Annotated in this window: 23 protein-coding genes; 12 read left to right on the top strand and 11 right to left on the bottom strand. The window is 70.2% G+C overall.

The window, feature by feature from the left end; translation table 11 throughout:
- Positions 1-148 precede the first annotated feature (148 nt).
- The 3 genes from AB0C03_RS32350 to AB0C03_RS18905 all read left to right on the top strand — a co-directional run bounded on the left by AB0C03_RS32350 (position 149) and on the right by AB0C03_RS18905 (position 2,214).
- Positions 149-685 carry a GtrA family protein gene (locus AB0C03_RS32350; RefSeq protein ID WP_030328876.1) on the top strand — a complete coding sequence of 179 codons (537 nt, stop codon included), beginning with the start codon at positions 149-151 and terminating at the stop codon, positions 683-685.
- Positions 686-748: 63 nt separating this feature from the next.
- Positions 749-1,456, top strand: a complete 708-nt coding sequence (locus tag AB0C03_RS18910; RefSeq protein WP_030328879.1) for a GtrA family protein — start codon at positions 749-751, stop codon at positions 1,454-1,456.
- Positions 1,453-2,214: a MaoC/PaaZ C-terminal domain-containing protein gene (locus AB0C03_RS18905; protein ID WP_357638101.1), complete on the top strand. Its 762-nt coding sequence runs from the start codon at positions 1,453-1,455 to the stop codon at positions 2,212-2,214. Before AB0C03_RS18910 ends, AB0C03_RS18905 begins: the two co-directional genes overlap by 4 nt.
- A 45-nt stretch (positions 2,215-2,259) precedes the next feature.
- Here AB0C03_RS18905 and AB0C03_RS18900 read toward each other — a convergent pair whose 3' ends face one another.
- Positions 2,260-2,832: a PH domain-containing protein gene (locus AB0C03_RS18900; RefSeq protein ID WP_030328888.1), complete on the bottom strand. Its 573-nt coding sequence runs from the start codon at positions 2,830-2,832 to the stop codon at positions 2,260-2,262.
- Between the two features lie 189 nt (positions 2,833-3,021).
- Entirely contained in the window at positions 3,022-3,897 is an 876-nt protein-coding gene (locus tag AB0C03_RS18895) for a biotin--[acetyl-CoA-carboxylase] ligase (protein ID WP_030328890.1), read from the bottom strand.
- A gap of 84 nt (positions 3,898-3,981) precedes the next feature.
- Here AB0C03_RS18895 and AB0C03_RS18890 point away from each other — a divergent pair, with 84 nt between their 5' ends.
- A complete protein-coding gene (locus AB0C03_RS18890) occupies positions 3,982-5,565 on the top strand; it encodes an acyl-CoA carboxylase subunit beta (RefSeq protein WP_030328892.1) in 1,584 nt (527 codons plus the stop codon).
- Positions 5,566-5,595: 30 nt separating this feature from the next.
- Here the strand turns inward: AB0C03_RS18890 and AB0C03_RS18885 are convergent, their stop codons facing one another.
- From AB0C03_RS18885 to AB0C03_RS18870, 4 genes are all read right to left on the bottom strand, one after another.
- Positions 5,596-6,477: a hypothetical protein gene (locus AB0C03_RS18885; protein WP_210866258.1), complete on the bottom strand. Its 882-nt coding sequence runs from the start codon at positions 6,475-6,477 to the stop codon at positions 5,596-5,598.
- Positions 6,470-6,970, bottom strand: a complete 501-nt coding sequence (locus AB0C03_RS18880) for a SigE family RNA polymerase sigma factor (protein ID WP_357638098.1) — start codon at positions 6,968-6,970, stop codon at positions 6,470-6,472. Before AB0C03_RS18880 ends, AB0C03_RS18885 begins: the two co-directional genes overlap by 8 nt.
- Before the next feature lie 62 nt (positions 6,971-7,032).
- Positions 7,033-8,016: a ketopantoate reductase family protein gene (locus AB0C03_RS18875; RefSeq protein WP_210860073.1), complete on the bottom strand. Its 984-nt coding sequence runs from the start codon at positions 8,014-8,016 to the stop codon at positions 7,033-7,035.
- A gap of 61 nt (positions 8,017-8,077) precedes the next feature.
- Entirely contained in the window at positions 8,078-8,821 is a 744-nt protein-coding gene (locus AB0C03_RS18870; RefSeq protein ID WP_357638096.1) for a M50 family metallopeptidase, read from the bottom strand.
- Positions 8,822-9,043: 222 nt separating this feature from the next.
- On the opposite strand from AB0C03_RS18870, the gene AB0C03_RS18865 reads away from it, so the two are divergent.
- Both AB0C03_RS18865 and AB0C03_RS18860 read left to right on the top strand, forming a co-directional pair.
- A complete protein-coding gene (locus AB0C03_RS18865; RefSeq protein WP_247675686.1) occupies positions 9,044-9,232 on the top strand; it encodes a PDDEXK family nuclease in 189 nt (62 codons plus the stop codon).
- A gap of 124 nt (positions 9,233-9,356) precedes the next feature.
- On the top strand, positions 9,357-10,109 hold the full coding sequence (locus AB0C03_RS18860; RefSeq protein ID WP_030328902.1) for a GH25 family lysozyme: 753 nt from the start codon (positions 9,357-9,359) through the stop codon (positions 10,107-10,109).
- 83 nt (positions 10,110-10,192) lie between these two features.
- Here AB0C03_RS18860 and AB0C03_RS18855 read toward each other — a convergent pair whose 3' ends face one another.
- Positions 10,193-10,420, bottom strand: coding sequence for a hypothetical protein (locus AB0C03_RS18855; protein WP_030328904.1), 228 nt, complete (start codon positions 10,418-10,420; stop codon positions 10,193-10,195).
- A 65-nt stretch (positions 10,421-10,485) separates the two neighbouring features.
- Positions 10,486-12,528, bottom strand: a complete 2,043-nt coding sequence (locus AB0C03_RS18850) for a serine/threonine-protein kinase (protein ID WP_357638094.1) — start codon at positions 12,526-12,528, stop codon at positions 10,486-10,488.
- 90 nt (positions 12,529-12,618) lie between these two features.
- Here AB0C03_RS18850 and AB0C03_RS18845 point away from each other — a divergent pair, with 90 nt between their 5' ends.
- From AB0C03_RS18845 to AB0C03_RS18825, 5 genes are all read left to right on the top strand, one after another.
- On the top strand, positions 12,619-12,813 hold the full coding sequence (locus AB0C03_RS18845; protein ID WP_030328908.1) for an acyl-CoA carboxylase subunit epsilon: 195 nt from the start codon (positions 12,619-12,621) through the stop codon (positions 12,811-12,813).
- A gap of 91 nt (positions 12,814-12,904) precedes the next feature.
- Positions 12,905-13,363, top strand: a complete 459-nt coding sequence (locus tag AB0C03_RS18840) for a hypothetical protein (RefSeq protein WP_279515179.1) — start codon at positions 12,905-12,907, stop codon at positions 13,361-13,363.
- Between the two features lie 1,372 nt (positions 13,364-14,735).
- Complete coding sequence (gene mycP, locus AB0C03_RS18835) at positions 14,736-15,893, top strand: type VII secretion-associated serine protease mycosin (RefSeq protein ID WP_435823375.1); 1,158 nt, start codon at positions 14,736-14,738, stop codon at positions 15,891-15,893.
- A gap of 218 nt (positions 15,894-16,111) precedes the next feature.
- Entirely contained in the window at positions 16,112-16,885 is a 774-nt protein-coding gene (locus tag AB0C03_RS18830) for a Maf family protein (protein WP_357638091.1), read from the top strand.
- A complete protein-coding gene (locus tag AB0C03_RS18825; protein ID WP_210866264.1) occupies positions 16,882-17,535 on the top strand; it encodes an O-methyltransferase in 654 nt (217 codons plus the stop codon). The genes AB0C03_RS18830 and AB0C03_RS18825 overlap by 4 nt, the downstream gene beginning before the upstream one ends.
- Positions 17,536-17,692: 157 nt before the next feature.
- Here AB0C03_RS18825 and AB0C03_RS18820 read toward each other — a convergent pair whose 3' ends face one another.
- The 3 genes from AB0C03_RS18820 to AB0C03_RS18810 all read right to left on the bottom strand — a co-directional run bounded on the left by AB0C03_RS18820 (position 17,693) and on the right by AB0C03_RS18810 (position 20,158).
- On the bottom strand, positions 17,693-18,448 hold the full coding sequence (locus tag AB0C03_RS18820; protein WP_030328917.1) for an ABC transporter permease: 756 nt from the start codon (positions 18,446-18,448) through the stop codon (positions 17,693-17,695).
- A 17-nt stretch (positions 18,449-18,465) separates the two neighbouring features.
- Positions 18,466-19,425, bottom strand: coding sequence for a daunorubicin resistance protein DrrA family ABC transporter ATP-binding protein (locus tag AB0C03_RS18815; protein ID WP_030328919.1), 960 nt, complete (start codon positions 19,423-19,425; stop codon positions 18,466-18,468).
- A gap of 121 nt (positions 19,426-19,546) precedes the next feature.
- Positions 19,547-20,158: a PadR family transcriptional regulator gene (locus AB0C03_RS18810; protein WP_357638373.1), complete on the bottom strand. Its 612-nt coding sequence runs from the start codon at positions 20,156-20,158 to the stop codon at positions 19,547-19,549.
- Between the two features lie 150 nt (positions 20,159-20,308).
- Here AB0C03_RS18810 and AB0C03_RS18805 point away from each other — a divergent pair, with 150 nt between their 5' ends.
- Complete coding sequence (locus AB0C03_RS18805; RefSeq protein ID WP_357638088.1) at positions 20,309-22,060, top strand: acetyl/propionyl/methylcrotonyl-CoA carboxylase subunit alpha; 1,752 nt, start codon at positions 20,309-20,311, stop codon at positions 22,058-22,060.
- The last annotated feature ends 16 nt before the right edge of the window (positions 22,061-22,076 follow it).

Below are 22,076 nucleotides of genomic sequence, written 5' to 3'. Positions count from 1 at the left end.
CCGCAGCGGCTCAGTCCTCCCAATTGGCTACGCTCTGTGCAGTGGTCACGTACGCAGACGCTGGGCCCCTCCGGGACACCGCGCCCGCTCGCCGTTGCTACCCCTCTGACTGGCCGGCAGCCGGTAGGCTCCCTGCGTGGCCGCCACGATGACCGGGGAACAACCGGGTTCCCCGCAGACCCGACGGGGTCTCGTCGGCACACTGCTCGACCGCTTCGGTCATCTCCTCCGCGAGCTGAGCAAGTTCGCCACCGTGGGTGGTTTCGCCTTCCTCATCGACTTCGCGCTCTTCAACTACCTGACGAGCAGGCACGGCGTCGAGGAGCTGACCGCGAAGACGATCTCCACAGTGATCGCGGCCACCGTCGCCTTCGTCGGCAACCGGTTCTGGACGTGGCGGCACCGTCAGCGCAACAACGCGGCCCGCGAGTACGCGCTCTTCTTCTTCTTCAACGCGGTCGGCCTCGGCATCACCGTCGCCTGCCTGGCGCTGAGCCGCTACGGGCTCGGGGCCATCTGGCCGGCAGTGTTCCAGACCCGCCTCGCCGACAACCTCGCCAGCTACATCGTCGGCACGGGGCTCGCCACGCTGTTCCGATTCTGGTCCTACCGGCGGTTCGTCTTCGTCGAAGCGGGAACCCCGACCGTTCCGCAGGTGAATCCCGACCGTGACCACGGGGCGTGACCTGCCGCCCACCTCGTTCGGCCGGTGATCGCCGGCCGCACCGACTGCCCTAAGGTGTTTCGCATGCGTCTTGTCCGTCTGCTGCCTGAGCGCTGGCAGAAGTTCATCCACGAGGCGCTCAAGTTCGGCATCGTCGGCGGCATCAACACCGTCATCAATTACGCGGTGTTCAATGCCCTCGCACTGACCGTTTTCGTCAATGGTCAGTTGAAGGCGACCGTGATCGCGACCATCGTCGCGACCATCACGTCGTACCTCATGAATCGGCACTGGACGTACCGCGATCGCCCGAAATCGGCGCTTCGTCGGGAATATCTGCTCTTCTTCCTTTTCAACGGCGCCGGCCTGCTCATTGAGCTGGGTGCCGTGGCGGCCGCCAAGTACGGTCTCGGCGTACACGGCCTGCTGGCGCTGAACGTGGCCAAGACCGTCGGCGTCATGCTGGCCACGCTGTTCCGGTTCTGGTCCTACCGGACCTTCGTCTTCCAACCTGTCGCACCAGCAGCGGACGAGGCTGCGAAGCCCCAGTCCACCTGGCACAGCATTCCGCGCGACGAGTGGGACACCATGGCGGAGATGGACCCGGTCGCCGAGCTCGCGGAATCCGTGTCCGAGCTGGAGGAGTCGGAGCCCGCACAGCGCGCCGACTACCCGCCCGGCACACCCGCCCAGGGCCGGCCCCCGCACCTGAGCGTCAGCCCCGCCGCCGACCTGGACGCGGAACTCGCCGCGGAACTGCACGTCGGCACCCGTCGCGCGCCCCGCCGGTGACCACACCCGACGCCCGCTCTGGCACGGGCCGACCAGCCGAGCTGTTCTTCGAGGACCTCGTCCCGGGGCTGACCGTCGATCTCGGCGTGGTCACCGTGGACGCCGACGAGATGGTCGCCTTCGCCCGCCGCTTCGACCCGCAGTGGTACCACGTCGACAGCGACCTGGCCGCGGCGAGCCGGCACGGCGGTGTGATCGCCAGTGGCTTCTACACGGTCAGCCTGTTCATGCGCGCGTACGTCGACCACCTGCTGTCCCGGGCCGCCGCGGACGCGTCCCCCGGCCTGGAGGAGCTGCGGTGGCTCGCCCCCGTGCGGGCCGGCGACCGGCTCGCCGTCCGGGTCGACGTGATGGGCGCCCGACCGTCGACCGCCCGTCCCGGGCTCGGCACCGTCAGCCTCACCGGCACCATGCTGCGCCTCGGCCCGGACGACCGGCCGGAGCAGGAGGTGCTGCGGACCCGCTTCCGTGGCTGGTTCGCCGTCCGGCCGGTCGAGGCCGACCCCGCCGAAGCCGAAGCTGTCGGAGCCGCCCCTGTCGGAGCCGCCGCGGCCGACGCTGACCGGCCCGGAGCTGACCGGCCCGGAGCTGACCGGCCCGAAGCTGATCGGCCCGCCGACGGCCCGATCGCGGCGGACCCGTCCGCCGCCGTGCCGTCCGCCGTCGCGCCGTCCGCCGCCGTGCCGTCCGCCGCCGCGCCGTCCGACGGCGACCCGACGGAGATCAGCGGCTCCGCCGAGGCGCAACGACACGACTGACCCGCCCCCGACACCGTGGCAGGGGGCGGGTGTCAACCGCACCGGTCAGGTGGTGGTGTCGCGCAGCGACTTGCCGTCCTGCATGTCGGCGAGCATGTCGCGCATCTCGCCATCGCCCAGTGAGTGCTTGTCGTGCTGTGCCTCGACCAACTCGTACAGGGTGGTCTGCACCTTTCCGACGTCCGGCACGTCGGAGAGCACCGACTGGCCGCGCTCACCGGCCGACTCGATGGTGAGCGTGCCGCAGCCGAGCAGACGCTCGACGAAACGCTGGTTCATCGAGTGGTCGTTGACGCGGGCGAGCGGGAGGTCCCGCCGGTCCCGGGAGAAGACACCCTGCTGGAGCAGGACCCGCTCGTTCGTGAACAGGTAGTGGGTGGTGCGCCAGACCAGGAACGGCCACAGCGCGAGCCAGAGCACCGCGACCAGGGCGATCGCCCCGATCACGGCCAGCACGATCGAACCTCCGCTGCCCTCGGGCAACAGGACCACGCCGACCACCACCGCGGCGATGGCCAGCACCAGCACCGCGATCGGCCGGATCAACGCCTTCCAGTGCGGGTGCAGGTGCAGCACGACATGCTCGTCCTCGGTGAGCACGTCCTCAGGAAACGCCACGGGAACCTCCAACGCGATTTTCTAGACGCGCAGACGGTAAACCCCCCAAGCCCCACCACAACATCCGCCACGCGGCCCCCACCCGTGCTTCCGCGATCTTGCACTTCCGGTCGCCGTTACGCGGCTTTCACCCCTTGTGCCGCGACAGGAAGTGCAAGATCGCGCGGTTGGGGGGTGGGGCGGGGTGGGTTAGCGGAGGTGTAGGACGTCGCCGGCTGCCAGGGTTCGGGTTTCGGTGGGGGTGGTGACGATGAGTTGGCCGTCCGGGTCCACTCCGGTGGCGGTGCCGGTCAGGGAGTCGCCGTTGGGGAGCAGGACGCGTACCTCCCGACCGACCGTCGCGCAGGCCGCCAGGTAGGCGTCGCGCAGGCCGCTGGCCACCGCGTCGCCGCCCGCCGAACGCCAACGGTCGTACCAGTCGGCGACCGCCCGCAGCAGCGCCCGCAGCAGCGGATCCCGATCGGTGGCCGCCGCGCCGGCCAGCTGGAGCGAGGTGGCCGGCAGCCCGGTCGGATTCACCGGCAACTCGTCGGCGCGCAGCGTCACGTTGAGCCCGATGCCCAGTACGATCGCCGGCGGTTGGTCCGGCGTACGTCCGGGCACCGCCTCGGCCAGCACGCCGGCGCACTTCGCGTCGTCGATCAACAGGTCGTTGGGCCACTTCAGGGTGGCCTCCAGTTCGGCCAGCCGGGCCACCGCCTCGACCAGCGCCACGCCGGCCAGCAACGGCAGCCACCCGTACCCCGTGGGTGCCGCCGGCGACCAACCGCGGTCCGGCACGGCCTCGCCGGGCCGCAGCAGCACGCTCGTCGCGATGCCGGCCCGGGCCGGCGACTGCCACACCCGACCGCGGCGACCACGACCAGCGGTCTGCCGTTCGGCGACCACGACCAGGCCCTCGGGCTCGTCGGTCCGGGCCGCCTCGGCCACGTCGGCGTTGGTGGAGCCGGTCTCGGCACGCAACTCCAGCCGGGCCCACGGCCCGTTCGGCGCGACCAACGCGCGGCGCAGCCGGGCCGCCGACAGCGGCGGCCGGTCCAGATCGGTGTACGGGGAACCCGGCATTCCGCCAGCCTACGGCGGTGCCCTGATCGACACTGAGGCGTACTGCACAGGGGCACCCACCTGAACCATCGTTATATTCCCAGGGTGACTACCGAGACCGGGACCAACATGCACAGCACCGCGGGCAAGCTGGCGGACCTGGAGCGCCGGGTCGACGAGGCGGTGCACGCCGGGTCGGCCCGCGCCGTGGAGAAGCAGCACGCGCGCGGCAAGAAGACCGCCCGCGAGCGGATCGAGATGCTGCTCGACGAGGGCTCCTTCGTCGAACTCGACGAACTGGCCCGGCACCGGTCCACGGCCTTCGGGCTGGAGAAGAACCGGCCGTACGGCGACGGTGTGGTCACCGGCTACGGCACGGTGGACGGCCGGCAGGTGTGCGTCTTCGCCCAGGACTTCACGGTCTTCGGTGGTTCGCTCGGCGAGGTCTTCGGCGAGAAGATCGTCAAGGTGATGGACCTGGCCATGAAGATCGGCTGCCCGGTGGTTGGCATCAACGACTCCGGTGGCGCGCGCATCCAGGAGGGCGTCGTCTCGCTCGGCCTCTACGGTGAGATCTTCTTCCGCAACGTCCGGGCCTCCGGTGTCATCCCACAGATCTCGCTGGTGATGGGCCCCTGCGCCGGCGGCGCGGTCTACTCCCCCGCGGTCACCGACTTCACAGTGATGGTCGACCAGACCTCGCACATGTTCATCACCGGCCCCGACGTGATCAAGACGGTGACCGGCGAGGACGTCGGCATGGAGGAGCTGGGCGGCGCGCGTACGCACAACTCCCGCAGCGGCAACGCGCACTACCTCGCCACCGACGAGGAGGACGCTGTCGACTACGTCAAGGCGCTGCTGTCGTACCTGCCGTCGAACAACCTCGACGAGCCGGTCGTCGTCGAGGCCCCCGCCGACCTGACGATCACTGACGAGGACCGCGAGCTGGACACCCTCGTCCCGGACTCCGCCAACCAGCCGTACGACATCCACACCGTCATCGAGCACGTCCTCGACGACGGGGAGTTCCTTGAGGTCCAGCCCCTCTACGCGCAGAACATCGTGGTCGGCTACGGCCGGGTCGAGGGGCGGCCGGTCGGTGTGGTCGCCAACCAGCCCATGCACTTCGCCGGCACCCTGGATATCGCCGCCTCGGAGAAGGCCGCCCGGTTCGTGCGCACCTGCGACGCGTTCAACATCCCGGTGCTGACCTTCGTGGACGTACCCGGCTTCCTGCCCGGCACCGGCCAGGAGTGGGACGGCATCATCCGCCGGGGCGCCAAGCTCATCTACGCGTACGCCGAGGCCACCGTCCCCAAGGTCACGGTGATCACCCGCAAGGCGTACGGCGGGGCGTACGACGTGATGGGCTCCAAGCACCTCGGCGCGGACCTGAACTTCGCCTGGCCGACCGCGCAGATCGCGGTGATGGGTGCGCAGGGCGCGGTGAACATCCTCTACCGCTCCGAGCTGGCAGGTGCCGAGGACCCGGCGGCGGTCCGGGCCGAGAAGATCGCCGAGTACGAGGACACCCTGGCCAACCCGTACGTGGCCGCCGAGCGCGGGTACGTCGACGCGGTGATCCCGCCGCACGAGACGCGCACCCAGATCGTGCGGGCGCTGCGCATCCTGCGCACCAAGCGGGAGACCCTGCCGCCGAAGAAGCACGGCAACATCCCGCTGTAACGCGGGGTCCAGTTCCCTCGATCCGCGCCCTCAGCAGTTCGGGGGTGGGGCGTTGGCGTTCGGGCACAGGCGCGCCACGGCCGCGACGGCGAACTGTTGGAGTTCCGCCTCGGTGCCGTCGCGACCGAGGCTGAGCACCGAGACGAGATCGCCGACCTGCACCACCGCAGTGTTGGTCGGGCGCGTCTCGTCGTCGAGCGTCGCGCCGGTGTTCACGTCCCGGGCCTGGGAAATCGTGTGGGTCAGCAGGACGCCGCCTTGCCCCCCAGAGTCCAGCGGCCGGACCTGCCACCGGTGCACCGCCTCCGCCGTACCGGTCTGCCCCTTCCGCTCGTACGGCCCGCGGCTGCGCCACTCGTCGCACGGGTCCACCAGACCCTGGAGGGTCACGAGGGCCAACGTCGCCTCGTCCTGTGTGGCCATCCGGTAGACGTCCTGCATCACGAGGACGTCGGCGTTGCCGGGCTCGGTTCCGGCGGGACGCGCCCGAAGCAGGGTCTGTGAGCGGGACAGGCGGGAGAACCGCCACCCCTCCGGCAGCCCCAGGTTCGCCCGGCACTGATCGAGCATCGCGTCGACCCGGACCGGCTCCCCCATGCCCGCCTGGCTGAGCTGCACCTCGATCGGGCGCGTCAGGTCGGCCGGCTGGAGCAGGGCGTCGGTGGTGATCTCGTGCTGGGTCGGCGTGGCGTCGGGCGAGGCGGAGGCGGCCGGAAGGGCCGACGGCGGAGATGTCCTCGGCGCGGCGACCGCGGCGGCGGACACCCCGGCGAGGGCCAGCACGACGGTGGCCGCCACGATCCTGCGCTGGCTGCGGCGACGGGCCCGGGCACGGATCTCCTCCGGGCCGAGCCAGCGCACGTCCCGCAGGTCGCGCTGAATCTGTTCGACCAGGGTCGGGTCGTCACGCATCGGTGGCCTCCTCCAGGTCAGAGACGGCGAGCAGACCGGCGAGCGCAGCGCGCCCCCGGGAGAGTCGGGCCTTCACCGTGCCCACCGGGGCCGCGGTCTCCCGGGCGACCTCGGCGACAGGCATGCCCACCAGGTAGTAGAGGGCGATGGCGACGCGTTGCTCCTCGGGCAGCCGGCGCAGGGCGGCGACCACCGCGACGGTGTCGGTGCCCGGCCCGGGAACGCTCTCGGTGGCCCCGTGTCGCAGGTAGGCACGGGCCCTGCTCCGCAGACTGCGCCAGCGGCTGACCGCGATCCGACTGGCCACCACCCGAACCCACGCCTCCGGGTCGTCGTACGCGCTGACCGTCGACCAGCGCTGCCACGCCCGGACGTACGCCTCCTGCACGGCGTCCTGCGCCTCGCCCCGATCGCCGGTGAGGGCGTAGACGAACCCGAGGAGTCGTTGTCGACTCCCCCGGTAGAACTCGTCGAACCCGTCGACGTCCGGCACCAGCTACCTCCCCGTGTCGGTCGCTGGGAACACGCACCGCGCGGGGTGGTCGGTTGCCCCGGTCAGGCGATCATCTTCTCCAACTCGGCGAGCGGGAACGCGCCGGCCGCGATCCGCTCCCGGGCCGCCCGGCGTACGGCCCGCTGCACCGCCACGTTGGCCGGTGTCGGTACGCCGTGCAGCCGGCCGAGCAGGGCGATCTCCCCGTTGAGGTGGTCGACCTCGGTCGAGCCGGTGCCCCGGGCCAGGCTCTGCCAGGTGGAGCCGCCGGAACGGGCCTCTCCGGCGACCGGGCGTTGCCCGACCAGGTCGCCCCGTTCGGCCTTCTCCTCCTCCGGCGAGGTGTGCGCGATGCCGGCGGCGGCGAGCGCGGCGACGCCCTCGGCGCGTACCCGCTCGGCCAGCGCGTCCGGGATGTCCCGGCCGAGCAGCGCCTGCAGGCCGTTACCGAGGTTGCTGAGCAGCTTGCCGTACTTCCAGCGCAGCACGTCGGCGCGGACCGGGGCGACGAAGCCGGCGGCGGTCAGGTCGGCGGCGATCGCCGCGTCGGTGTCGTCGGCACCTGCGGGGTACCGGCCGATGTGGAGCATCCCGGGGTGCGGGTAGCCGTTGGCGACCACCACGCCCGGGTCCAGGTGGGTGGCCGGCAGCCAGACACAGACCGGGTGCACGTCGGCGAAGAGCCGCAGCGCGGCCCGCTCGTTGGCCACCCCGTTCTGCGCGGTCACCAGCGGCAGACGTTCGCCGGCCGTGCCGCCGCCGACCACCGGCGCGTCCACCCAGGTGGCCAACGCGCCGGCGGTGTCCTGCGACTTCACGGTGAGGATCAGCACGGTGTCCGCTGGCAGCGGCTGGTCACCGGGCCGGTCCACCGCCGCGAGCCGGGCGGTGACCTCACCGTCGGGCTGCCGCAGGGTCAGACCCCGCCTCCGGATCGCGTCCAGGTGGGCGCCGCGGGCCACCACTGTCACGTCCCGGTCGGCCTGGGCCAGCCGTACGCCGATGGTGCCGCCGACCGCACCGGCCCCGATGATCACGTATCGCATGGCCTCATTCTGCCCGCCCGTGCGCCAGCCGCCCGGTGCGCCGCCCGCCGGTTGCCTTCCGTCAGCTGGTCAGGCCGGCGTCGGTGAGGAACGGGCCGGCGAGCAGGAGCGCGCCGGCGATCAGCGCCGCCAGGTTGACCACTGCGAAGACGCTCACCCAGAAGAACCCCGGAAACGGGGTGAGCCCGGCGAGTTGGTCGGCGTCGGAGGCGGGCATCCGGCCCCGGGAGCGCAGCCGTTGCAGCTCGACCACCGGCCGCACCCCACCGAGCAGCAGGAACCACACCCCGGTGTACGCGAAGGCGGCCTGGACCTGCGGCGTCGCGTACCACGAGACGGCGAACACCAGCGCGCCGGTGACCAGCAACGACACCACGCCGAAGGCGTTGCGGATCATGACGAGCATGGCCAGCAGCAGCGCCACCGCCACCCAGAGCAGCAGGGTGATCCGGTTGCCGCCGAGCAGCCAGGCGCCGGCCAGCCCGACCAACGGCGGTGCGACATATCCGGCGAGCAGGGTGAGGATCATGCCCGGCCCGGTGGGACGGCCGGCGGAGAGCGTCAAACCCGACGTGTCCGAGTGCAGCCGGATGCCGCGCAGCTTGCGGCCGGTGAGCAGGGCGACGAGGGCGTGCCCGCCCTCGTGCGCGATGGTGATGGCGTTACGGGCGATCCGCCACGGCAGCCGGGTGGAGACCACCACCAGCGCCACCGCCCCGGTGATCAGCACCAGCAGCGCGGGCGGGTCCGGCTGCGCGCCGAACAACGTGTCCCACTTCTCGCCCAGCCCGTCGATCGACATCATGGGGCGCGAGCCTACCGGCGGCGTTCCGTGTCGCTCCCGAGGCACCGGCTCGCATCCTGTGAGACTGATCGGGTGGCGAGTGAAACGGGAGGTGAGCGCTGATGAGCGCGGAACCCCGGGGGCACCACGTCGGGCTCTGGACCGAGGCCGACTACTTCGCCCTGGGTGAAACCCCGGACCGGATCGAGCTGCTCGACGGGAGCCGCCGATCGCCTGGTCAAAATGCAGCTCTACGCCATCGCGCGAATCCTCTGGTACCTGCTGGTCGAGCAGGACGGGGACGGTCACTCGTTGCGGCTGTTCCGGCTCGACGGCGAGCACTACGTCGAGGACCAGGTTGCCAAGCCCGGCGAGACGCTGACAGTCGTCGAGCCGTTCCGCTGGCAGCTCGACCCGGCCACACTGCGCTGACCCGTTCCTCTCGTCACCAGGGCGACAGACGGCCGCCGATGAAGCTTTTTTCAGCCTCCCTTGCGATCTAGGGCACTTACCTCCAAAGATGGACGTCGATAGAGCGACGTCCTTGGAGGCACTCATGGCCCGTACCTCATCAACGCTGCGCCGCGCACTCGCGGCCGGCCTCACCGTCCTCGCCACCGCGGCGGCGGCCCTGGTAGCGACCGCCGGACCGGCGGCCGCAGCCACCACACCCGGCATCGACGTGTCCCGCTACCAGGGCAGCATCAACTGGACCAGCGTCCGCAACGCGGGCATCCAGTTCGCCTTCATCAAGGCGACCGAGGGCACCAGCTACAAGGACCCGAACTTCAACGCCAACTACGTCAACGCGTACAACGCCGGGGTGATCCGCGGGGCGTACCACTTCGCCCGCCCGAACATTTCCGCCGGCTCCACCCAGGCCAACTACCTGGCGTCCAACGGCGGTGCCTGGTCCGCGGACAGCCGCACCCTGCCGGCCGCGCTGGACATCGAGGGCAACCCGTACAGCGGTGGCTACTGCTACGGGCTCAGCACGACCGGGATGCGCAACTGGATCCAGGACTTCCTGAACACCTACCGTTCCCGCACCGGCCGGTACGCGGTCATCTACACCACCACGAGCTGGTGGAACCAGTGCACCGGCAGCTGGACCGGCCCGTGGGCGAACCACCCGCTCTGGCTGGCCCGCTGGGCGAGCGCGCCGGGCACGCTGCCGGCCGGCGCGTCGGTGTGGAGCTTCTGGCAGTACACCAGCACCGGCGCGGTCTCCGGGATCAGCGGCAACGTGGACCGCAACTACTGGAACGGCGACCGGAGCCGCCTGATCGCGTTGGCCAACAACACCTGACCGGGCCGTTGGCGGCAGCGGGATCGACGGTCACCAGCACGGTCGACAATCGGTCCGGCTGCCGCCACACCACCGGGTACGGGTCAGGCCCGCCGCCGGCTCAGGGCCGGCACCACAGCATCCTCACGAGCCAGCGCGCCCCGGCGGGTCATCCGCCAGGCAGCAACGCCAAGGCCGGCAACGATCACGACGCCGAGCAGTGCGACGAGCACCGAAACCCCCGCGCTGACCAGCAGCAGAATCGCGTCGCCGAGCGCCACGAGCATCCACAGTGCCAGCCGGGGCCGAGTGTCCCTCCGTCGGTAACCCATGTCGTGCCTCCTTCCGTCGTCAAAGGTCAATTACCCCGGACGACGGAAGGTCATGCGAATGAGTTTCAGTCCTGCCGGTCGGGCACGAAACCCTTGGCGATCCGGTCGAAGTTCGGCAGGTTGGCCTGCCAGTCCTTCTCCGCGATCTCCCACCGCAGGGCGTAGCCCCGGTTGCTGGCCGTCACGAACCCCCGGTTGCGGACGTGGATCCGCTGCCCGTCCCGAGTCTCCAGCCACTCCCAGTCCGCACAGGTCTTCCAGAAGTTACAGCGCTTGATGCCGAGGTTCTGGTAATTCTTGACGATCTCTCTGCGGTCCGGCTCGATGCGCTGCCAGTCCTTGTAGGCGTCGTCCTTTGGGGTCGGCGTCCACTGCACGAGCAGCTCCCCCGGCCCGTTGGACTCGTCGAAGACGACAGTGTTCTGACCAGCGTCGCGGCGCACCCAACCGTCGGGGATCGGCAGGGCGAAGCCTTCCGGGTCCCGGTGCAGCTTCCAGCCGGCCGGCAGCGCGTTCGGGTCGACCGAGGGAGTGGCCGAGGCCGACGGGGTCGGCGCACCGGTGGTGGGCGGCGGTGGCGCGGCAGCGGAGGTCGGCGCGGGCGCCGAGGTGGCGGCAGCACCGGTCGGGTCGGCCTGCGGGGTCTTGTCGCCGTCGCCGCTGGTCAGCATCGGCACGACCACCGCGAGGCCGATCAGCAGCAGCGCGACCAGCGCCCCGATCAGCACGTTACGTCGGGTGTTGTTCGGCTTCGTGCCGTCCGAGGGCGGCACCGACGCGCGGCCGGCCGGACCCACCGGCGGCATCAGCGACGTCGGCGTGGTCGGCTTGCGCTGCTCCGGAGCCACCGGCGGCCCGTCGACCACCGTCGGCTCGTCGTCGACGTTCGTCGTACCGTCGCCGCTCGTGTCGGGCGCGGCCGCGACCGTCGCGGTCGGCTCGGCCCCGGACGCGGCAGCATCGGACGCGGCGGCCCCGGACGCGGCGGCCTCGGACGGGCGGTCGATAGGGGCGGTCGGCTCGGCCGGTGCCGCTACCGTCGGGTCGGCCGGCACCACAGCGGTCGGGTCGGCGGCTGCACCTGAGGAAACCACTGCCGTCGGCGTGGCATCAGCCGCAGCGGTCGCGGCAGCAGCAGCGGGGGCCGCAGCGGCAGCCGGCGGCGGCGACACCGGCTGGTCGACGCTCTCGGCAGGTCGCGGCGCCGGCACGTGCGGCGGGCGCGGCTCGCGCGGACCGTTCGGCCCCGGCCGGCGTACGCCATCAAGCAGGGAGATCCCGCGCGACCGCTTGCCCCCGGCGCGGCGCAGCAACCGCTCCGCCACCTCGGCGGTGATCCGCTCGTTCGGGTCCTTGCGCAGCAGCCCGTTCAGGACGGCCTTCAGCGGACCGGCGTTCTTCGGCGGCGGAATCGGCTCGGTGGCCAACGCGGCCAGGGTGCCGATCGCCGACGGTCGGGCGTACGGCGACTTGCCCTCGACCGCCGCGTAGAGCGTCGCGCCCAACGACCACAGGTCGGCCTCCGGACCGGCGGTGCCGTCCCGGGCCCTCTCCGGCGAGATGTACGCGGGCGAGCCGAGCACCATGCCGGTGCGGGTCACGTTGGGGTCGCCGGGGATCGTGGCCAGACCGAAATCGGTCAGCACCACCCGGCCGTCCTCGCCGAGCAGCACGTTGCCGGGCTTCACGTCGCGGTGCATGACGCCCGCCTTGTGCGCGGCGCTGAGCGCGCCCAGCACACCCAGGCCGATCTCCACCGTGCGGGCCACCGAAACCGGGCCGTCCTCGGCGAGAGTGTCCTGCAACGACTTCGACGCCACGTACTCCATGACGATCCACGGATCGCCGTCGGTGCGCAGCACGTCGAAGATGCGGACGACATTGGCGTGGTTGAGCCGGGCGATGGCCCGCGCCTCCCGCAGCGAGCGCTCGCGCATCTCGCGGCGCTCCTCATCGGTGAGACCGGGCGGCGGCACCAACTCCTTGATGGCGACGTCCCGGTGCAGCACCTCGTCGCGCGCCTTCCACACCCGGCCCATGCCGCCCTGGCCGAGCGGCGACAGGAGCCGGTATCGGTCAGCGACGAGTTGGGGAAGCGCGTTCGACATCGGTGAGACGGTACCCGGACCCGCTGACGCTCACACCGCCGGCACGCCACTGTGCGCTTCGGGTAACTTCGCGCCGCGTACCCTGACGGCATGTCTGCCGAAGAGCCGCTGTTCCGGGTCGTCCGCGGCGTGCCCACCGCCGAGGAGTTGGCCGCTCTGGTGGGGGCGATCATCATCCGGTCCCGCCCGGCCGCCGCCCCCACGCCGACGGCCCCGTCCGCCTGGGCGCGCAGCGGCCGACCGGGCAGCTCCCGCGGCTGGCGCGCCGCCGGCCTGCCTCGCTGACCCGCCAGACCGCCGTACGGGGGCTGCCAGGGTGGCGTTGAGCCGTTAACCTCACTCAGGGAAACGGTGCCGCTACGGGTAGGGAGGATCCATGATCCCCGAAGAGGACCGGCCAGCACCCTGGCTACGCGGTTACGGCGGCATCGAAGCCGACATCAGCCAGCTCAGAGAGTTCGCCGACCGGCTCGCCGCCGACGTCGAGAGCAACTACGCGCCGCACCTGTCGTACATCGCCGAAGACATGTCCGCGAAGCTGCCCAACCCCTGCGACGCCTTCATCGAGCTGGTCACCTTCCTGCACGCGCACCACGAGACGCAGCAGGCCACCGCCGACATGGTGTACGCCGTCCGAGGCGCCACCGGCCACCTCGCCGCCGCCGCCGACCAGGTCGCCACCCACTACGCCGACAGCGACGCCTTCACCGCCGCGCGAGTCGTGGACGTGCAACGAGCCCTCGCCAACCCTTTGAACATGCTGCCCGGCGGCCCCACGTCGGTGCTGACTGACCCGACCAGCCCCGACGCCCAGCCGCCGGTGGTGCTGCCGTGATCGAACGGGGCAGCGGCCGGACCACCGGCCTCACCGACTGGCAACTCATGGACGTCAACAGCATGTGGGCCTGCCTGCAGGACCACGACACCGCCAACCATTGGAAGCAGGTCGCCGGCTGGCGCAAGGTCTGCGACCTCGCGCAAACCCACCTCGGCCGCCTCCAGCAATACCGACGCGGCCTCGCCGCAGCCTGGCCCCCCGAAACCAGCGCCGCCTCCCGCACCTACCTCGCCGAACTCGACGAACTCATCGACAAGGTGCAACGCACCCACGATGCCGCCGCCGCGAACTACACCGCCCTCTCCGCCGCAACCCAGGCCATCGGCACCACCCGCGCCGCGCTCCGCAAGATCTATGAGGAGTACGCGACCAAGTACCAGCAGAAACAGGCGTACGAGGCGATGGTCGCCGACCCGAAGGCGGTGATGGGCAACCGGGCCACCCAACCGCCTGTCGCCGATGGGGAACTGGAACAGCTGAACGCGCAGGCCCGGTCGATGATGTTCAGCTTGAGCGGCGAACTCCAACAAGCCCAAGCAACCCTCCAAAAACCACCTGCAGCACCCAAGGGAAACCCAGGCATCGATCAGAGCGAGCGGGATGTTTACGGTGGAGCGTCCGATGCCCCTCTAATTCCTCCGGTAATCGCGGTACCACTCCCAATATCTCCGGAACCTCGTTCGAGCAGTTCGGCGAGCCAAGGATGGCCGACGACCCACCCTGGCATGGGACCAGTTCTTGGAGGGACAGGTAACGCAATCAGCCCTGGTTCCACAACCCCAATTCAGCCGATTAGCTCCACGCCTTCATCAGTTTCCGGTCCAACGCCTGGCGTCGGTGCACCACCCTTGCCGCCCGTCATCGCCGCACGTGGTGATACTTCCGGTGGATCACGTATGCGGCCCCACTCGACCAATCCCCCAGCTGGCGCTACAGGTTCCGCGGGAAACCCTACGGCGCAACCGCGTCCGATGCCGCCGGGCGGCCTAATCGGCGGAGTGCCTGGGATGACATTCGGCTCACCCACAGCAGGCGCCAGCACACCCCGCCGCATCAACCCAGTGGGCGGCGTAATAGGTGGCGGCGGTGCCGGAACGGGACCCACTGGCGGTGCAGGCTCTCGCCCTGGAGGCGGCCGCGGCTTAAGCACCTCCCAGGGAGTTCCTCCCTTCGGCTTCGGCCCCAGCACCGGCCAAAACCCGAGTGGCGGAATATCCCCACGGCCTGGCCTCCGCATCGATACGGATGCGGAGAAGCGTCGCTGGGATCCCGACAATCCGTGGGTGACGGAGGAAGGCGTCGCCCCAGTTGTTCGACCGGCGAGTGAAGAGGGGCCCATCGACCCCGGACCGGCTATTGGTATAGACCGTTGATCCTCCAGGCATCTGGAGGCTTGCTAACCAGCCTTAGCCTAGTATTTACACTACTTTCCACCTCTGCGCCAGTTCAGGATTTTTATGGCTCGACTGATGTCGAGCGAATACGCAAGGATCAATGGCATCTAGCGTATCTTAACGTCAGCGAAGCTCAAAGGTTCAGCAGAGGGGGAGGTGTAGTTGTGGCCGTCCCAGACACCGGTGTCACATCACACCCCGACCTTCGCGAGAATCTTCTAGCCGGAACCGACCTGACCTCCCCCCAGCGCGGCGATGGCTGGCAGGACGAAACGAGCCACGGCACCGGAATGGCCGGGCTGATCGCTGCCCACGGACAGCCAGGAAATCTCGGCGCTCTTGGCGTCGCACCCGAGGCCAGCATCCTTCCAATTCGAACCAGCCGAACAGATCAAGATGGCGACAGCGACATCCTTGCGACCGCGATCGATTTTGCTGTCGCCAAAGGCGCTTCGGTTATCAACATCTCTTCCGTGGCAGGACCAAACAGTCGCCTAAAACGAGCCATTGAGTTGGCAATACAAGCGAATGTCGTCGTGGTTGCAGGAGTAGGCAACAAACCTCGCGACAAACATGTCAGCTTTCCGGCGGCCTACCCAGGCGTAATATCTGTAGGCGGAATTGATAAGAACGGACGCCACACCAGCTTTTCGGTGTCTGGACCGGAGATTGACGTGGTTGCGCCGGCGGTCGACATCTACAGCACGAGCATCGACGGCAAGTACCGCAAAGGGACTGGAACTTCTGACGCGACGGCGATCGTGGCGGGCGCGGCAGCACTGATCAGGTCGAAGTACCCATACCTGCCGGCGAGAGAGGTGGCGCACCGGCTCACGGCTACCGCCGTCGACAAGGGCCCTCCTGGGCGCGACGACGAGTACGGCTATGGAGTGATCGATCTTGTGGCGGCGCTGACGGCAGACGTACCGCCGCTGGGTTTTGAATCGGTGAGCGCTCCGGCCGGTGCTGGCCCGACCACGACGGCTGCCGCTCAGCCGGGTGGTCAGGATGATGGCTCGACCGTGCGCGGCCTGGCCACTCTTGGGGTGATCGTGGCCGCCGGGGTGGGATGGGTCGTGATAGCGCGACGTCGCCGTCGTGGTGATGATCCGCCGCCCAGAATCAGCCGGTGATCGCGGTGATCCACTCGGCTTTCAGGAAACCGCCGTGTCCGGGGCGATGGGATAGCGCGTTTTCCTGAAAGGCGAGTGGATCAAGGGTGCCGGCGGTCGAACCGCCGGGCTACGACGGCTGCCAAGGCCCCGGACCACCCAGGCCGCCGGGCCGGCATCGGTGAGGGCGCTGGGCGGGGTGTCGGGCCTGGTGGGGGTTGGGCGGTAACGTCGGGCTCGTGTCTGAGACTTTGCCGCTCCGCCTCGTGCTCGCTTCGGCGAGCCCTGCCCGTCGTAAGTTGCTCCAGGCTGCCGGTATTGAGCCGGAAGTGCTGGTCAGCGGGGTGGACGAGTCCCTGGTGGTGACCGAGCGGGCCGAGGATCTGTGTCTGGAGTTGGCGAGGCTGAAGGCGCAGGCGGTGGTGAGCCGACTGAACCCGACCGCTGATCAGCGGACGTTGGTGATTGCCTGCGACTCGGTGCTGGCCTTCGACGGGGAGATCCTCGGCAAGCCTGACGATGCGGCCGACGCGACCCGGCGGTGGCGGCGGATGCGCGGACGCAGCGGTGTGCTGCACAGCGGGCACTGCCTGATCGACCTTGATGCGGGGCGGCAGGCGGAGGCGGTCGCCTCGACCACGGTCCACTTCGCTGACATCAGCGACGACGAGATCGCCGCGTACGTGGCCACGGGTGAGCCGTTGGCGGTGGCCGGCGCGTTCACTATCGACGGGCTGGGCGGGCCGTTCGTGGAGCGGATCGAGGGTGACCCGGGGACTGTGGTCGGGTTGTCGATGCCGCTGCTGCGCCAGCTCCTCGCCGAGTTGGATCTGCGGATCACCGACCTGTGGACGAAGGTCGCACCGGGCGGCCAATCCGTCGAGCCCGGCGGCCAACCTGCCGAGCCCGGCGGCCAACCTGCCGAGCCCGGCGGCCAACCTGCCGAGGCGGGCGGCCAACCTGCCGTGGCGGGCGGTCAATCCGTCGAGCCGCTCGGTAACGTCCGGTCATGACCACCAAGTCGATCCCGCTCACCGAAGAGCTGCACGCCTATCTGGTCGCACACGGCTCCCCGCCGGACGAGATCATCCGGGACCTGGCCGAGGAGACCCGGTCGGTGCTGCCGGAGCACGCCTCGATGCAGGTGGCGCCGGAGCAGGCCGCGTTCCTGACGTTCCTCACCCGGTTGCTCGACGTACGGCAGGCCGTCGAGGTCGGCACGTTCACCGGGCTGTCGTCGCTGGCGATCGCCCGCGGGTTGCCCGAGGGCGGGCGACTGACCTGTTTCGACATTTCCGAGGAGTTCACCGGCATCGCCCGGCGCTACTGGGCGCGCGCCGGCGTGCAGGATCTGATCGACCTGCGGATCGGCCCGGCCGCGGACGGGCTGCGGGCGTTGCCGCACGAGCGGCACCTGGACTTCGCGTTCATCGACGCGGACAAGACCGGTTACCCGATCTACTGGGCGGAGCTGGTGCCCCGGATGCGCCCGGGTGGGGTGATCGCCGTCGACAACGTGCTGCGTGGTGGGCGGGTCATCGCCCCGCAGGACGAAGGTGACCGGGCCATCGCCGCGTTCAACGACGAGGTCCTCGCCGACGTACGGGTGGACCCGGTGATGCTGCCGATCGCGGACGGCCTGACCCTCGCCCGGGTCCGCTGACCGCCGACCCCCGCCGAACGCCGGCCACCCGCCGACAACCACCAAACGCCGGCCGCCGGCAACACCGGGCGCCGGGTGCCGGCCGCCGAACACGGAAAACGGGGTGTCCCCCAGCAGGGGACACCCCGTTTTTCAGGAACTCGCGCGCAGGGGACGGTCAGCGGACGCTGCGGGCGAACTGGCGGGCGGCCCAGTAGACGCCCAGTGCGGCGAGCACCGCGGTGATGCTGAGGCCCTGCCAGACCTTGTCGCTGCCCAGGTCACCGGCGAACAGCGAACGGGTGCCGTCGACCGCCCAGGAGAACGGGTTCCAGTTGGCGATGCCCTGCAACCAGCCGGGTGCGAAGGTCAGCGGCAGCAGGATGCCGGAGAGCAGGAGCACCGGCTGCGCCACGGTGTTCATCAGTGGGGCCAGCGCGTCCTCGCTCTTGACCTTGAGGGCGACACCGTAGGAGACGGCCGAGGTCATGAGGGCGATCAGAGCGAGCATCAGGTACGCCAGCAGCAGGTCACCAATGAACACCCGCAGGTCGAACAGGAGCGCCAGCAGGGTGATGATGACCGCCTGCACGATGAGCGAGACGACGTCGCGCAGCGAGCGGCCGAGCAGCAGGGCGAGCCGGCTGATCGGGGTGACCCGGGAGCGTTCGATGACGCCGGCTCGCAGCTCGGCAATCAGGCCGAAGCCCTGGAACAGGCCACCGAAGATGGCCAGCAGCACCAGCAGGCCCGGTACGAAGATCTTGTAGGCCTCGGCCTGGGTGGGGGCGTTCAGTGCGGGTTTGAGCAGCGGGGCGAAGAGCAGCAGGTACATGACCGGCTGGAAGACGCCGACGAAGACCCAGACCGGGTTGCGCAGCAGGAGTTGGGTCTGGCGCTGGAAGATCAGCCAGGTGTCACGGGCGAATTTCATGAGAGTCGTCTCCGGGGTCAGGACTCGCGCAGCGAGCGGCCGGTCTTGGTGAGGAAGACGTCGTCCAGGCTGGGTCGGTGCAGCTCGATCGAGCGCAGCTCCAGCCCGGCGTGGTCGAGTCGGCGCAGCACCTGCGGAATGGCGGTGGCGCCCTCGTCGACATAGAGGCGCAGGCCGCCCTCGTCGGCGGTTTCCAGCTTGTTGACGTACGGTTCGCCGTCGAGTGCCTGGGCGGCCTGCGGGGTGGCGGCCAGGTCGAGACCGACCAGCACCACGTCTCCGGAGATCTCCCGCTTGAGCTCGGCCGGGGTGCCCTCGGCCACCACCTCGCCGTTGTCCATGATCGCGATCCGGTCGCAGAGCGCGTCGGCCTCGTCCAGGTAGTGCGTGGTGATGAAGACGGTCATGCCGTCGCTGCGGAGCCGCCGGATCTCGTCCCACATGTGGGCGCGGCTCTGCGGGTCGAGGCCGGTGGTCGGCTCGTCCAGGAAGACGATCTTCGGCTCGTGAATGATGCCGAGGGCGATCTCGACCCGGCGTCGCTGGCCGCCGGAGTAGGTCTTGCACTTGCGGTCGGCGTACTCGGTGAGCTGGAAGGCGTCCAGGGCGCGGGCGGCGCGGCGTTGCGCGTCGGCCTTGCTGATGCCGTACATCCGGGCGTGCAGCACCAGTTCCTCACGGGCGGTGGACTCGTCCCAGGTGCTGCCGCCCTGCGGGACGTACCCGATGCGGCGGCGCACCTCGGCCGGGTCCTTGCGCAGGTCGGCGCCCGCGATGGTGGCCTCGCCGCCATCCGGCTCGATCAGCGTGGCGAGCATCCGCAGCGTGGTGGTCTTGCCGGCGCCGTTCGGGCCGAGGAAGCCAAAGATCTCGCCCTTGGCGACGTCAAGGTCGACGCCCCGCACGGCGTCCACCGTCTTCGTCTCTCGACCCGCGCGGGAGCGGAACGACTTCCGCAGCCCCCTGGTCTCGATCATTTCTGCTCCTGGTCGTTCAGGCCGGTAGCGCCGGCCGTCGAGTGGGACGACGCCGGACGGCGCACTCCCCCGCTGTGCCGCCAGCAGGCTAACGCGATATAACTTCTCTAGTCAACGTTGATTATTCCGTGTCGGCGCCGGACGGCACCTCGCCGTCCTTCCACCCCGACCAACCCTGCGCTTCATCCAGCTCAGCAGGCAGGTACGACACTCCGGAATCGATCCGCTCCGCGATCCGCTCGCACCAGCTCATCTCCGCCTCGGCCCGCGCCGACCACAGCTCGAACATCCAGCCCACGTGCGCCGGCTTGCGGTTGCGCACCCAGTCCGACTCGAGCGAGGCACGCATCGACTCGATGCCGGCGCGCAGCAGGTTGGCCCGGTTACGCAGGGCCGCGGCCGCCTCGGCGCGCGGCATGGCCGGCAGGAAGGAGAAGGCCGCCACGAACGGGTCGGCGGGCTCGCTGATGTTCCACCACAGATTGCGCAGCAACGTCTCGAACTCGTCCTCCCCCTTGGGGGTCACCTCGTACGTGGTGCGCGCCGGGCGGGCGCCGACCTGCTCGGTCGCGACGGCGCGGAGCAGCCCCTCCTCGGTGAGCTTGCGCAGAGCGTGATAGATCGATCCGGGTTGCACGTTCGCCCACTTGTCGGCGCTCCAGCTCAGCAGCTCGCGGCGCACGTCGTAGCCGTGCACGGGCTGCATCCACCGCACCAGACCGAGAATCATCATCCGAGTCGAAGACACCCGATAAGCGTAATAGCCAAGTTTGACTAAACCGTGGCGGGCGCAGTGCGGCATCCCACACTGAGCGATCGTTAGGGCCACCGTGGGCGGCCGATACACTCCCCGTCAGTAACCTGCCCGGGAGGAGCCACGAAGGTGCGCAAGGTACTCATCGCCAACCGCGGCGAGATCGCCGTCCGGGTGATCCGCGCGTGCCGCGACGCCGGCCTGGGCAGCGTCGCCGTCTACGCGGACTCCGACCGCGACGCCCTGCACGCCACCCTCGCGGACGAGGCGTACGCGCTCGGCGGGGACAGTGCGACCGAGACCTATCTGCGCATCGACAAGCTGCTCGACGTCGCCGCTCGGGCCGGTGCCGACGCCGTACACCCGGGTTATGGCTTCCTCAGTGAGAACGCCGACTTCGCCCAGGCCGTCATCGACGCCGGGCTGACCTGGGTCGGCCCCACCCCGCAGGCCATCCGCGACCTCGGTGACAAGGTCACCGCCCGGCACATCGCCCAGCGGGCCGGCGCGCCGCTGGTCCCGGGCACCCCGGACCCGGTGGGCAGCCCGGACGAGGTGATGGCGTTCGCCGTCGACCACGGCCTGCCGGTCGCCATCAAGGCCGCCTTCGGTGGCGGTGGGCGCGGCCTCAAGGTGGCCCGCACCATGGAGGAGATCCCGCAGCTCTTCGAGTCGGCCACCCGGGAGGCGGTCGCCGCGTTCGGTCGGGGCGAGTGCTTCGTCGAGCGGTACCTCGACCAGCCCCGGCACGTCGAGGCGCAGGTCCTCGCCGACCAGCACGGCAACGTGATCGTGGTGGGCACCCGGGACTGCTCGTTGCAACGACGCCACCAGAAGCTCGTGGAGGAGGCGCCCGCGCCGTTCCTCACCGACGCCCAGCGGGCCCAGATCCACGACAGCGCCAAGGCGATCTGCCGCGAAGCCGGCTACCACGGCGCCGGCACCGTGGAATACCTGGTCGGCGTCGACGGCACCATCTCCTTCCTGGAGGTCAACACCCGCCTTCAGGTCGAGCACCCGGTCACCGAGGAGACCGCCGGCATCGACCTGGTCCGGGAGCAGTTCCGGATCGCCGACGGCGAGAAGCTGCGTATCACCGAGGACCCGACCCCGCGCGGGCACGCGATCGAGTTCCGGATCAACGGCGAGGACCCGGGCCGCAACTTCCTGCCCGCCCCGGGCACTGTCACCGCGCTGCGCCTGCCCAGCGGGCCGGGGGTTCGGGTCGACACCGGCATCTCGGCCGGCGACGTGATCGGCGGCAACTTCGACTCACTGCTCGCCAAGGTGATCATCACGGGTGAGACGCGGACCGAGGCGTTGGAGCGCGCCCGCCGCGCGCTGGACGAGATGGTCCTCGACGGCATGGCCACCGCGCTGCCGTTCCACCGGCTCGTGGTGCGGGACGAGGCGTTCACCGCCGAGCCGTTCACAGTGCACACCCGGTGGATCGAGACGGAGTTCCACAACACCGTGCCGCCGTTCACCGCCGCCGCCGGCACCGCCGACGCGCCGGCCGAACGCGACACCGTCGTGGTCGAGGTGGGCGGCAAGCGCCTCGAGGTCAGCCTCCCCGCCGGCTTCGGCGGGAGTACGACCACAGCGGCACCCGCCTCCCGCAAGCCGACCCGGCGCGGCGGCGGTGCCAAGGCCGGCGCTCCGGTCGGCGGCGACACGCTCACCTCGCCGATGCAGGGCACCATCGTCAAGATCGCGGTGGCGGACGGCGACACCGTGGCCGAGGGTGACCTGGTCGTGGTGTTGGAGGCGATGAAGATGGAGCAGCCGCTGCACGCGCACAAGGCGGGCACGGTCAGCGGCCTCAGCGCCGAGGTCGGTGCCGTGATCACCGCTGGCGCCCCCATCTGCACCATCGCCTGAGCCGCCGCTCGGCGCC

It is taken from the genome of Micromonospora parva (assembly GCF_040649675.1).
Classification (GTDB): Bacteria; Actinomycetota; Actinomycetes; order Mycobacteriales; family Micromonosporaceae; genus Micromonospora; species Micromonospora parva.
Note: the sequence above shows the minus strand (reverse complement) of the source record. Positions and strands in the feature narration are given on the sequence as shown.